Source organism: bacterium (genome assembly GCA_030654305.1).
Taxonomy (GTDB): Bacteria; Krumholzibacteriota; Krumholzibacteriia; order LZORAL124-64-63; family LZORAL124-64-63; genus PNOJ01.
Genome location: JAURXS010000072.1, coordinates 1 through 12219, shown reverse-complemented (window position 1 = coordinate 12219; position 12219 = coordinate 1). Strand labels below are relative to the sequence as shown.

At 72.0% G+C, this 12219-nt stretch carries 10 protein-coding genes; 2 read left to right on the top strand and 8 right to left on the bottom strand.

Going from position 1 to position 12219, the window contains the following annotated elements:
* The 3 genes from Q7W29_01870 to Q7W29_01860 all read right to left on the bottom strand — a co-directional run.
* Positions 1-2197, bottom strand: a 2197-nt coding sequence (locus tag Q7W29_01870; protein ID MDO9170558.1) for a tetratricopeptide repeat protein, incomplete at its 3' end; no start/stop codon positions are given.
* Positions 2198-2306: 109 nt separating this feature from the next.
* Positions 2307-2597 (bottom strand): hypothetical protein, encoded by a 291-nt coding sequence (locus Q7W29_01865; GenBank protein ID MDO9170557.1) that lies wholly within the window; start codon positions 2595-2597, stop codon positions 2307-2309.
* A 141-nt stretch (positions 2598-2738) separates the two neighbouring features.
* The gene (locus tag Q7W29_01860; GenBank protein ID MDO9170556.1) at positions 2739-4130 is read right to left on the bottom strand and encodes a sigma-54 dependent transcriptional regulator; all 1392 of its coding nucleotides are present in this window, start codon (positions 4128-4130) and stop codon (positions 2739-2741) included.
* Between the two features lie 161 nt (positions 4131-4291).
* Here Q7W29_01860 and rlmN point away from each other — a divergent pair, with 161 nt between their 5' ends.
* Positions 4292-5359 (top strand): 23S rRNA (adenine(2503)-C(2))-methyltransferase RlmN, encoded by a 1068-nt coding sequence (gene rlmN, locus Q7W29_01855; protein ID MDO9170555.1) that lies wholly within the window; start codon positions 4292-4294, stop codon positions 5357-5359.
* Between the two features lie 46 nt (positions 5360-5405).
* Here rlmN and Q7W29_01850 read toward each other — a convergent pair whose 3' ends face one another.
* The 3 genes from Q7W29_01850 to Q7W29_01840 all read right to left on the bottom strand — a co-directional run bounded on the left by Q7W29_01850 (position 5406) and on the right by Q7W29_01840 (position 7813).
* Positions 5406-5804 carry an Rrf2 family transcriptional regulator gene (locus Q7W29_01850; GenBank protein MDO9170554.1) on the bottom strand — a complete coding sequence of 133 codons (399 nt, stop codon included), beginning with the start codon at positions 5802-5804 and terminating at the stop codon, positions 5406-5408.
* 109 nt (positions 5805-5913) lie between these two features.
* Positions 5914-7002 carry an A/G-specific adenine glycosylase gene (locus tag Q7W29_01845; protein ID MDO9170553.1) on the bottom strand — a complete coding sequence of 363 codons (1089 nt, stop codon included), beginning with the start codon at positions 7000-7002 and terminating at the stop codon, positions 5914-5916.
* A gap of 43 nt (positions 7003-7045) precedes the next feature.
* On the bottom strand, positions 7046-7813 hold the full coding sequence (locus tag Q7W29_01840; GenBank protein ID MDO9170552.1) for a tetratricopeptide repeat protein: 768 nt from the start codon (positions 7811-7813) through the stop codon (positions 7046-7048).
* A 112-nt stretch (positions 7814-7925) separates the two neighbouring features.
* On the opposite strand from Q7W29_01840, the gene Q7W29_01835 reads away from it, so the two are divergent.
* Positions 7926-9728 carry a long-chain fatty acid--CoA ligase gene (locus Q7W29_01835; GenBank protein ID MDO9170551.1) on the top strand — a complete coding sequence of 601 codons (1803 nt, stop codon included), beginning with the start codon at positions 7926-7928 and terminating at the stop codon, positions 9726-9728.
* Between the two features lie 12 nt (positions 9729-9740).
* Here Q7W29_01835 and Q7W29_01830 read toward each other — a convergent pair whose 3' ends face one another.
* A complete protein-coding gene (locus Q7W29_01830) occupies positions 9741-11009 on the bottom strand; it encodes a M28 family peptidase (protein ID MDO9170550.1) in 1269 nt (422 codons plus the stop codon).
* A 77-nt stretch (positions 11010-11086) separates the two neighbouring features.
* Positions 11087-12219: gamma-glutamyltransferase (locus Q7W29_01825; GenBank protein MDO9170549.1), on the bottom strand; the 1133-nt coding region annotated here is incomplete at its 5' end.

The following is a 12219-nucleotide window of genomic DNA, read 5'->3' as shown; positions in this document are numbered from 1 at the left end:
GGACCACGTCCAGCAGCCGAAGCATGTCCGGGTGGCCGGTGATGATGCCGGCTAGGGCGCTTTCCTTCTCGGGTGCGGCCTGCGCGGCGGCGGCGGGACGGTCGCGCTCGAGTTCGGCCACGTTCATCGCGAGGAAGCCGGCCGTCGTGGCGAGGAATTCCAGCGCCGGCCTGAAGACCGACGTGCCGGGGTGGTCCGGGCAACCCGAGAGGAAGAGTAGACCGTACAGCTTGTCGGGCAGAGCGATCGGCACGAACAGGTTGACGCCCGACGCGCAGGGAAGCCCGGCGAGGATCTTGGCGACGGCGGTACCGGGTTCCGGCCGGGAGATCAGGCGGGGAGCCGGCGAGCCGGCGTAGAGCTTGTCGCCGAACCAGGTGGTGAGCTTCCGCGCGACCGTCGCCGGCAGGCCGTGGCTGGTGGCGATCAGGTCGGAGACCGGATGATCGGCGAGCGGCATCAGGGCGACGAACCCCTCCCTGGCGCCCGTGCGGGTGACGGCCGCCTCCAGCAGACCCTGCAGGGCGTCCTGCACCGCCGCGGATCGTTCGCCGGCGCCCCGGATCGACAGCCGTTGCGGATCCAGGAGGGGCTGCTCGCCCACCATGGCCCGCTCCAGCCGGTTCCGCAACGTCTCGGCCTGTTCCGCCAGTGCCGGCGCTTCGAGCGACATGAGGACCCGATCCAGTTCGCCGAGGGCGATCAGGGCCTCGTCGTGTTCGCCGAGCCGCAGCAGGACTTCGGCGAACCCGCGCAGCAGGTCGCCGCGGAGGTGCTCGTCTTCGCGCACCGCATCGCTCTCGGTCGCCTCGCCGAGCGAGCGACGCAGGATGATCAGCTCCTCACGGGAAGCCCCGGCGTCGCATTCCTCCAGCTGCAGCAGGACGGATCGGGCAGCCTGGACCGGCAGCTGCTGCGTGCGGAAGGTGCGGGTCGCCAGTTTGAAGTGCGAGGAGCCGCCGGCCGTGTCGCCGAGGCGCGTCAACGCCCGGCCGAGGACCTGGTGGCAGAACCCGATCTCGAACAGTTCGCCGCAGGCGAGGCAGATCTCCAGGGCCGCCTCGGCGCTCGTCGCGGCTTCCCGCCAGCGCTGCTGACCGGCCCGGGCCTCGGCGATCCGGCGCAGGATCTCGCCCTCGAGGTCGGTGGACTTGCCGATGCCGCGGGCCTTCGCCAGGCCGAGCTCGTAGTTGTAGAGCGCGCGGTCCCACTCGCCGCGGTGCGCCTGGATGTCCCCCATGTACTCGTCGGCGATCGCGGCTTCGCGCGGGTACCCGGCCTGCTCGGCGAGGTGCTGGCCCTCCATCACCAGTTCCTCGGCCCGCATCAGGCGGCCTTCGAGCAGATCGAGCTGTCCGAGCGCAAGGCAGGCCTTGGTCCTGCGGTCGAGGTCGCCCAGACTCGTCGACAGGCGCAGGCACTTCTCGAAGCTGGCGCGGGCCTCGCCGCGCCGTTCGGCCTTGCGCAGGATGATGCCCTCGTTCAGGTGGAGGCGCGCCATCAGGTGGGTGGCGCCGTGCGACGCCGCCAGTTCGAGCGAGCGGCGCTGGAAATCGAGGGCCCGGTGCCAGCGGCAGGCATTCTTCTGTAGCAAGGCCAGGTTGTTGTAGAGGATGGCCATGCCGAGGTCGTCGCCGATCCGGCGGAAGGTCGCCAGCGCGTCGCTGTAGAATTCCTCCGCCTTGTCGAGGCGGCCGAGGCGGTGGTGGCAGACGCCCATCGTCACCTGGAGGTTGGCGACCTCGGTGTGGTTGTCGGTGACGGCCAGGACGGCGAAGGCCCGCTTGCAGACCAGCAGCGCGTCCGCGTAGGAGCCCCGCTGCACCAGGAGGCTGGCCTCCCGTCCCAACAGGGGGGCGGCGAGCAGGCGCCTCTCCGCCTCCGGCAATCCGACCGCGGCCTGGACCTGTTCCTGCGCCCGTTTCAGGAGTTCACGGGCCAGGGAGAGGTCGCCCAGGTTGAGCGCGGCGTCGATGGTCTTGCGCTGGAGAGCGAGGGCATGCCCGAGGTCGAGTCCGTCGAGGGCGCCGCCGTCGAGGATGCGCCGGTAGTATTCGAGGGCCGAGGAATAGGCACTGGCTTCGAAATGGAGATCGCCGACCGCTTCCAGACGCGTGCACTCGCCCCCGTCCGTGTACCGGTGCGGGTTCGGGTCGTGGCGGCGCCCCTGGCGCCGATGTCCGGATTCGCGATCCATCGAATGAAACCCCTGGCGAGAAAGTGGGCTATTCGAACTGGACTCCCCTCACCTCTTCACGGCTCTAGCCACTGCGGTGCGACGCCGACCGGTCTCCCGGCGGCCGACGTCAGAACGACGGGATGACTTGCATGATCACGGCGATCAACCAGGCTGCCAGCGTCGACGAAGATTGCGTCGAACTGGTCGGCGAGAAGATCGGCGACCCACCGGCCACGCTGTTGCTGCGGTTGCCCGTGATGGCGTCGTCGGGATCGCCGTACTGATGGACCAGGTCGTTCGCGGGAGGAGTGACCGGTGCCTCCGTTGCGACGACCGTCCCGAGCGTCGATCCCGTCGCTCCCGTCAGCGACGTCGCCTGGGCCGTCAGGGCCGAGACGAGGATCAGCAACATCGCCACTGCGTGCATGGCCCTTCTCATGGTCCCACTCCACTTCGCTGTTGCCCGGTCACATCGCCGCCGGGCGGATCGGAAACCCAGGTGCGCTGGGCGGATGGATCGGCGCCGATCGGCGACCGGACCCGGAACCTACACTACAGTCTACAGATCGGCGTCGGCGGTGTCAATGGCCCCCGGATCGGACGCCTGGGTGCGCAACCCGTATTTGGCGATCTTCTTGTAGAGGTTGCTGCGCTGCATCCCGAGGGCTTCGGCCGTCCGGCTGACGTTGTAGCCGAATTCCTTGAGTTTCGCCTGCAGGTACGCCGTTTCGGTCGCGGCCTTGAAGTCCTGGAAATCCGGGATCCCGAGCCAGGCGGCGCCTTCCGGTGCCGCGGCCCGGCCGTCCAGCAGCGGGGGCAGGTCCCCGGCCCCCACGACGTCGCCCGGGGCCAGGATCAGGACCCGCTCGACCAGGTTGCGCAGTTCGCGGACGTTGCCCGGCCAGGTGTGCCGACGCAACGCGGTCAGGGCGTCGGGGGCGAAGCGCTTGGGCGGGCGGCCGAGCTGGGCGGACAGCGTGGTCATGAAGTGGGCCAGGAGCAGGTCCACGTCGCCGGTCCGCTCCCGCAGGGGCGGGAGGTGGATCGCCAGCACGTTGAGGCGGAAGAACAGGTCCTGACGGAACCCGGAGCCCTGGCTGGCCAGGTCCCGGTTGGTGGCGGCGACGATCCGCACGTCGACCTGACGGACCTCGCGTCCGCCCACGCGCTCGAAGCGGCTCTCCTCGACGGCCTTCAGGACCTTGGCCTGGGCCTCCTCGCTCATGTCCCCGATCTCGTCCAGGAAGAGGGTGCCGCCGTCGGCCTGCTCGAACTTGCCGATGCGCAGGCGATCGGCGCCGGTGAAGCTGCCCTTCTCGTGCCCGAAGAGCTCGCTCTCGACCAGTTCGCGGGGGATGGCGGCGCAGTTGACCTCGACCAGGGGCTTGTTGCGACGCGGGCTGCCGGCGTGGAGCGCCCGGACCACCAGTTCCTTGCCGGTGCCGTTCTCGCCCGTGATCAGCACCGTGGCGTCGGTCGGCGCCACGCGGGCGATGAAGTCCCGGATCTCGCGCAGGCCCGCGCACTCCCCCACCAGCGGGGCGTAGAAGCCGGCGCGGACGCGCAGCCGCTCCTTCTCGGCGCGGGCGCGGTGGTGGTCGAGGCTGTTGCGCAGGGTGAGCAGCAGGCGCGAGCGGTCCAGCGGCTTTTCGAGGAAATCGTAGGCGCCCTTGCGGACGGCTTCGACCGCCGTCTCGAGGTTGCCGTGCCCCGAGACGACGATCACCGGGACGTCGTGCCCTTCGGCGGCCATGCGTTCCAGCACCTCGAACCCGTCCATGTCGGGCATCTTGATGTCCAGGAGCATGGCGTCGATCTTCTCGGCCCCGAGCAGGCGCAGGGCGGCCAGGCCGTCGCCGGCGGTCAGCACCCGGTAGCGCTCGTAGGTCAGGAGCTGGTCGAGGGTCGACCGGATGGCAGCCTCGTCGTCGACGACCAGGACGGTGTTCACGTCGCCCTCCGCTGGCGGCCGGCTTGCGCCCGGCGCGCAGGTGGTGTAACTCTGGGAACCGGATCGGTCGCTCCACGATGAGAGCGAGGCCGACCGGGTGTCAAGACCGGATCGGCCGCCGGGCCCGCCGGCGGATTCGTCGACCGTCACGCAGGAGCGCCATGGACAGCAACCTACCGCCTCTGATCCGCGACGTTCCCGTCGCCGGACTGCGCGGCCTGCTGGCGGATCTGGGCGCACCCGCCTACCGGGGCGACCAGCTCGCCGGCTGGCTCTACGCCCGCGATGCCGAAGCCTGGGACGGGATGACCGACCTGCCCGAGGACCTCAGGGGCCTGCTGGCCGCGCGCTGGGTCCTGGACGGCTTGGCGGTGCTCGATCGCCAGGTGTCGCAGGACGGGACCCGCAAGCACCTGTTCTCGCTGCGGGACGGCCACGCCATCGAGAGCGTGACCATCCCCATGGAACACCACCTGACGTTCTGCCTCTCGTCGCAGGTGGGCTGCGCGATGGCCTGCAGCTTCTGCGCCACGGCGCGCGGCGGCCTGGTGCGCAACCTCGGCGCGGGCGAGATCGTCGAGCAGGTGCTGCGGCTGCGCCGCGACGCCGCGCGCGAGATCGTGCCGGGCTGCTCGGAACGCGCCTTCAACCTGGTCTTCATGGGGATGGGCGAGCCGCTGGACAACTTCGACGCGCTGGCCCAGGCCATCGACACGTTCACCTCGCCGGCGGGCCTGGGCATGTCGCCCCGGCGGATCACCGTCTCGACCTCGGGCCACGCCGCCGGCATGCGCCGGCTTCTCGACCTGCCCCAGGCGGTGGGCCTCACGGTGTCGGTCAACGGCACCGATCCCGACCTGCGTCGCCGCCTGATGCCGGTGCCCGGACGCACGCCCCTGCCCGAGGTGCTCGACATCGCGCAGGAGTACGCCCGCCGCCGGCAGCGGCGCGTGACGATCGCCTACGTGCTGATCGAGGCCGTGAACGACGGCGACGCGGAGGCCGCCGCGCTGGCGAAGCTCGTGCGCAACCGCCCCTTCAAGGTCAACCTGATCCCCATGAACCGCATCGACGAGCGCTTCGGCCCGCCGGACGCCTCGAGGCTGCTGGGGTTCCAGGACGTGCTGCGGCGGGCGGGCGTGGAGGCCTACATCAGGATCAGCGGCGGCGACGACATCGCGGCCGCTTGCGGGCAGCTGCGGGAGAAGCACGCGTCGAAGGGCCGTTGAGCGGCCGGGCGCAGTTCCGGCGCGATATTAGACCAAGTCGGCCATTTTAGACCAAGTCGGCCAGCGTCGTCTTCTCGAGGGCGTCGACCAGCGCCGACTGCGCCTTGTCCCAGACGTGGCTCATCTTGCACTCGTCGGTGCGGCAGCACGGGTCGACCTTGCGCAGGCAGTGGTTCAGGGCGATGCCCCCCTCGCAGATCTCCACGATTTCGCGCAGGTTGATCTGGTCCTTCTCGCGTCCGAGCGAGAAGCCGCCTTTCACGCCGCGGTGCGACTTCACGACGTTGTGCTGGGACAGCATCTGGAAGATCTTGGCCAGGAACGCCTCGGACACCTCGCAGGCTTCCGCGAGCGCCTTGAGGCGCACGGGCGTGCCGTTGTCCCTCTCCGCCAGTTCCATCAGGCCGCGGATGGCGTACTCGGTCTGGCGTGTGATCTGCAGCATGATCGGTCCACCCTTCTGACGCGTCGTGCAGCGTTCGCGGCCGCGTGGTCATCCCTCCGGGACACGGCACGCCCGCTGGTCGGAATGATGGAAAAGCGGATACGTTAAGTCAAATCTCAATCGAGACGCCGGCGCGGCGCAGCGCCTTGTGCGCCAGCGAGCTCCAGGGGAGCGCGGCCAGCCGCGGCGGGGCGCAGCGGACCCAGGGCGCGGGCGAGGTCCACCCCGCTCCCACCGTCGTCGAGAACACCTCCGCGCGCAGGCGGTAGCGGGTGATCGCGTGCCGCACGGCGCCGCGGTGCTCCGGGGGCGCCGCCCCCTCTCCCAGTGTCCCGCGCCAGGCGGCGGCGAAGGCCTCGACGGGGACCGGCCCAGCGAGCGGGTACCACGACGTCGACGGCAGCCCCCAGAGACCCTCGTGGAGGCCGGCGAACCCGACGCGCACGGGCGCGGTCAAGCCGGCGCAGCGGATGCCGTTCGTCTCCCCGGAAGGCACGGCGACCAGGCCCCGGCCGCTGCGGACCACCAGGAGCGACAGGACGACCGCCGTGGTCACGGGACCGGCGCGTCGGCCGGCCACCGCCGCCGGGTCGCCGCCGCGTCGCGCCCGGCAACCGCCCGCGAGCGGGCAGGCGCCGCAGTCCGGCGCCGCGGGGGTGCAGACCGCCGCGCCCAGGTCCATCAGGGCCTGGTTCCAGTCGCCCGGGCGGTCGGGGTCCACGAGCTCGTCGGCGAGCCGCGCGAGCGCGGCGGCGGTCAGGGCGTCGGCGGCAGCGGCGTCACGGCAGTGCAGGCGCCGCAGCACGCGGGAGACGTTGGTGTCCACGGCGGCCGCGCGCTGGCCGCAGGCCATGCTCGCCACCGCGCCGGCCGTGTACGGGCCGACGCCAGGCAGGGCGCGCCAGCCGGCGGCGTCGCGCGGGAGCTCGCCGCCGGCGCGCATCACCTCGCGCGCCGCCTCGTGCAGGGCGCGGGCGCGGCGGTAATAGCCCAGACCGCTCCACGCCGCCAGCACGTCCTCGAGCGGGGCGGCGGCCAGCGCGGCCTGGTCGGGGAACCTCGCGACGAACGGGCGCCACCGCGTCATGACCGTCGCGACGGTCGTCTGCTGGAGCATGATCTCCGAGACCCAGATGCCATAGGCCGACGGCCGTTCCCGCCAGGGGAGCGGCCGTCGTTCGCGGTCGTACCAGGCCAACAGGTTGCTCCGCAGCGCCCCACGGGGGGACGTCGCGTCGCGCTCAGTGCCGGCGTTTTTCGTTCTGTCGGTCAACCTTCTTCTCGCAGACGCGGATGTTCTCGCGGGCCTCGGCCTTGTACCGGGCGTCGTTGGGATCGGCATCCGGCAGGGACAGCGCGGTCTCGAACTCGGCGATCGCCGCTTCGAACTGCTTCATCTCCATGTAGGTGATCCCGAGCTCGAGCCGGTGGTTCACGTGCTGGGGATTGATGCGGATGGCCTCCTTGAACTCGGCGACCGCCTTCTCGTCGCTCGCGCCTTGCGGCACGCCGCCGTAGACGACCTTGGCCGCCAGCTTCAGCACCGGGCTCAGGTGGGACACCTCGCGGTTCCAGCGGCCCAGGATGTGGTGCGAGCGGTCGTTGTCCGGGTCGCAGGCGACGGCCTTCTCCGCCTCGTCCCGCACTTCCTTGGAGAGTTCGATCTTCTGCTTGCCGCCGACGGTCAGCGCCAGCTTGCCGACCGAGGCCGCCAGGTAGTGGTGGCCCCAGGTGTCGCCGGGCTGGAGGGCGACGGCGGCGCGGGCGTGGGTGACCGCCTCCTCGTAGAGGGACTTCATCCTGTCGCCGTCCGACTCCTGGTTGCCGAGGTCGATCAGGACGCGCGCGAGGTTCCACTGCGCGGCGTAGTCCCCGGGGTTCGCCTGCACGGCGGCCGCGAGGGATGCCTTCTCCGCCGCGAGGTCGCCCGAGGCGGCGGCCGGCGTGGCGAGGGCAAGCGCGACGCACAGCGCGCACAACGGGACGAGGAACGGGATACGGCTTCGCATGCTGCCTCCTGTGGGTCGCTGCGGGTCGAATGGCGTTGACACAGGCTGGAGCCGCTGCTACAGGTTGTCAACTGCGAATCCATGCAGCTATCCCCGACGACGAGGAGCAGGCATGCCCGCCGCGACCATCCCCGGACTGTTCCTGACCGCCGTTTCCGAGCATCCCCGCCCCGACTGTTTCTCCCACAAGGGTCCTGACGGCGGGTACGTCGACGTCTCGAGCGCCGAAGCCCTGCAGAGGGTGCGCGCGCTGCGGGCCGCGCTGCTCTCGCTGGGGGTCGTCCCCGGCGACCGGGTCGCGATCCTGTCGGAGAACCGGCTGGAGTGGGCGCTGACCGACCTGGCGACGCTCTCGCTGGGCGCCGTGGACGTGCCCATCTACCCCACCCTGCTGCCCGACACCATCGAGTACATCCTGCGGGACTGCCAGCCGGTGGCCATGTTCGTCTCGACGCGGGAACAGGCGGAGAAGCTGCGGGGGATCCGCGACCGGCTGCCGTTCCTGAAGCACGTCCACGCCTACGACGACCTGGAACTGCCCGGCGTGGCGCGGATGTCCGACCTGGAGCGGACGGGCCGCGACCTCCTGGCGCGGGACCCGGCGGCCGCCGGCGACGACGCCGGACCCGCGCGGCCGCAGGACCTCTGCAGCATCATCTACACCAGCGGCACCACCGGCGACCCCAAGGGCGTGATGCTCTCGCACGCCAACTTCGTCTCGAACGTGCTGGCCAGCGCCTCGCTGATCGACATCGGGCCGCGCGACAAGGTGCTGTCCTTCCTGCCGCTGTCGCACGTCCTGGAGCGGATGGCCGGTTTTTACATCATGATGGCGGTCGGCACGGGCATCGCCTACGCGAGCAGCGTGGAGTCCGTCGCCGACGACATGCGGCTGGTCCGCCCGACGGTGATGATCAGCGTGCCGCGGCTGTACGAGAAGATCTACGCCCGGGTCACCGCCGCCGCCATGGCCGGCGGGCCGGTCAAACGCCTGATCTTCGACTGGGCCCGCGGCGTGGGCCAGGAGTGGGGGCGCCGCGTGCGCGCGGGCGACAAGGTCCCCCCCGGCCTGGCGTTCCAGCGCCGCCTCGCCGACCGGCTGGTGTTCTCGAAGCTGCGCGCCCGCACCGGCGGCCGCCTGCGCTTCTTCGTCTCCGGCGGCGCGCCGCTGGCGCCGCACATCAACGAGTTCTTCTACGCCGCCGGCATGATCATCCTGGAGGGCTACGGCCTGACCGAGACCTCGCCGGTGATCGCGGTGAACAGCTTCGACCACTTCCGGGTCGGCAGCGTCGGCAAGGTGATCCCCGGCGTGGAGGTGAAGATCGCCGAGGACGGCGAGATCGACACCCGCGGCCCCAACGTCATGCTCGGCTACTACAACAACCCGGTCGCGACCCGCGAGGTGCTGACCGAGGACGGCTGGCTGCACACCGGCGACATCGGGCGCTTCGACGAGGACGGGTACCTGTACATCACCGACCGCAAGAAGGACCTGATCGTCACGGCCGGCGGCAAGAACGTCGCGCCGCAGCCGCTGGAGAACGCCTTCAAGAAGAACAAGTTCATCAGCCAGGTGGTGGTCCTGGGCGACCACCGGCCCTACCTGACCTGCCTGATCGTGCCGAACTTCGAGGAGCTGGAGGCGTGGGCCGCCGAGCACAAGGTGCACGCGCCCGACCGGGCCGCCCTGCTGCGCGAGCCGGCCGTGCTCGCCAAGTACCAGCGCGGCCTCGACCGCACCAACAGCAAGTTCCCCGGCTTCGGGTCGGTGAAGAAATTCGCCCTGCTCGATCGCGAACTGACCCTGGAGAACGACGAGCTGACGCCCACCCTGAAGGTGCGGCGGCGGGTGATCCAGAAGAAGTACGCGGCGGTCATCGACGGGATGTACGGCGAGGCGGCCCACGTCTGAGCCGCGCGCCGCTCAGCGGGGACGATCGCGCAGCGTGACGGCGAAGACCCGGCGTTCGCCGTCGCGCAGGACCGTCACCGCGACGGTCTCGCCAGCGCCGTGCGCCTGCAGCAGGGCGGTGAGCCCCGCGAGATCCGCCACCTCGCTCCCCTCCATCGCGACCAGCACGTCGCCCTGACGCAGCCCCGCCTCCTCGGCCGGGCTGCCCGGCATGACGCCGGACAGCTTCACGCCGCCGGCGTTCTCCACGAAGTCCGGGATGGTGCCGAGCCAGGCGCGGGTCTTGCCGCGCTCGCCGGTGGCGGGCGGCAGCGCGGTCTGGGGGGCGTACGGGAAGCCGCCGGGGTCGGCGGCGACGGCCGCCGCGAGGTCGCGCGCGAAGGCGGCGACGCGGGCCAGGCCGCCGGGTTCGACGAGTTCCCAGCGATCCTGGACCGTGTGGTACTCGGGGTGGGCGCCGGTGAAGAGGAACAGCACGGGGATCCCGGCCGTGTTGAAGGCGACGTGGTCGCTGGCGTCCCAGCCGCCGTCGCTGAGTTCCAGGACCAGGCCGTGCCCGCGATTCACGCCCTCCACCAGCGGGCGCAGGCGCGGCGACGAGCCCAGACCGCCGACGTAGAGACGGTCGGCGCGCAGCCGGCCGACGGAGTCCAGGTTCAGCATCAGCCGCACGTTGCGGCCCGCCAGCGGCGCGGCGCGCAGCGCCGCCGTCGCGCCCTGCAACCCCGCCTCCTCGCCCGCGAAGGCGACGAAGAGCAGTGCGCAGCGGTCGGCGGCCGTCGGGTCGGCGTGCAGGCGACGCGCGAGTTCGGCCATCACCGCCACGCCGGAGGCGTTGTCCTCGGCGCCGCGGTAGATCCCCGTGACGGTCGCGCCGTCGGCGGCGCGGGCCAGTCCCAGATGGTCGTAGTGGGCGCCGATCACCACGAGGTCGTCGGCCAGCGCGCCGCGGCCAGGGGACCAGCCCAGGACGTTGCGGCCGGTGAGACCGTCCAGCCCCTCCCCTCGCAGCGCGAAGTCGCCGCGCATCCCGTCGCAACCAGGCGGCGCCGCGAGGCCGGCCGCCCGGAACCAGGCCGCGACCGTGTCCGCGGCCGCCAGAGCGGCGGCGGTGCCGTTGCCGCGTCCCTGCAGTTCGTCGGCGGACAGCGTCCGCACGCGCGCCAGCATCCCGAGACCGTCGTCGGCGGCCGTCGTCTGCGCGCCCGCCGGGAACGGCGCGATCGCCAGCAGCCAGGCGACGACCAGCGATTCCCGGATCCATCCGCACCTTCGAAACATCGGCGACCGTCCCCTTTCACGAACCGGATCACGGGGGCAGGATAACGGGGCCGCGATCCGGCGGCCACCGCCCGGGATCAGCGCGCGGCGCCGGACGCGGGCGGCGACGTGCCGGCGGCCGCGCCGACGCCGCGCGGGTCGCTGGCGCCCCGGACCACGCCGCTGACGGGGTCGACGGTCACCACCTGGGCGTTGCCCAGGGCGGGGACGGTCGCCAGGACGTGCCCGATCGCGGCCAGCGTGTCGAGGGCCGCCGCGCCGACCGCGCCGGGTTCGACGTAGAGCACCGGCGGCCACCACTGCTGGTGCAGCCGGGGCCGGGCGACGGCGCGCGCCGCGTCCATCCCGAAGTCCACGACGTTGACGACCGTCTGCAGCGTCGTGGTGATGATGCGCGAACCGCCGGGGCTGCCGGTGACCAGCGCGACGCGGCCCCCGCGCAGCAGGATCGTGGGGGTCATGCTCGAGAGCGGGCGGCGGCCCGCGCCCACGGCGTTGGCCTCGCCGCCCGGCAGGCCGAAAGCGTTGGGCGCGCCCGGCGCCGCGGCGAAGTCGTCCATCTCGTCGTTGAGCACCACGCCGGTGCCCGGCGCCATCATCCCGGCGCCGAAGCCCAGGTTGATCGTCAGGGTCGCCGCGACGGCGGCGCCTTCGGCGTCCACGACGCTGAGGTGCGTGGTGTGGTCGGGGCCGGGCGCGACGACCGCGGCCCCCCCGAGGCTCTGCCAGGGCACGACGGCGTCGGGACGGATCAGCGCGCGCAGCGAGTCGGCCCGCGCGCGCGAGGTCAGCCAACCCACCGGGATCGCCACGGCGTCCGGGTCGCCGAGCCAGCGGCTGCGGTCGGCGAAGGCGAAGGACATGGCCTCGGCCAGCAGGTGCGCCAGGGCGGCGCCGTCGCGCGGCATCGCGCCCAGTTCGTAGGGCTCCAGCAGGTTGAGCATCGCGATCAGCAGCACGCCGCCCGAGCTCGGCGGCGGCATGGCGACGACCTCGCAGTCGCGGTAGCGGCCGCGCAGCGGTTCGCGCCAGACCGGCCGGTAGCCGGCCAGGTCGTCCGCCGACAAGACGCCGCCCGCCCGCGCGACGGCGCCCGCGATGGACGCGGCGAGGTCGCCGGTGTGGAACGCGTCGGCGCCGCGGTCGCGGATCGCGGACAGGGTGCGCGCCAGGTCCGGCTGCCGCAGCGTGTCCCCCGCGACCGGCGCCG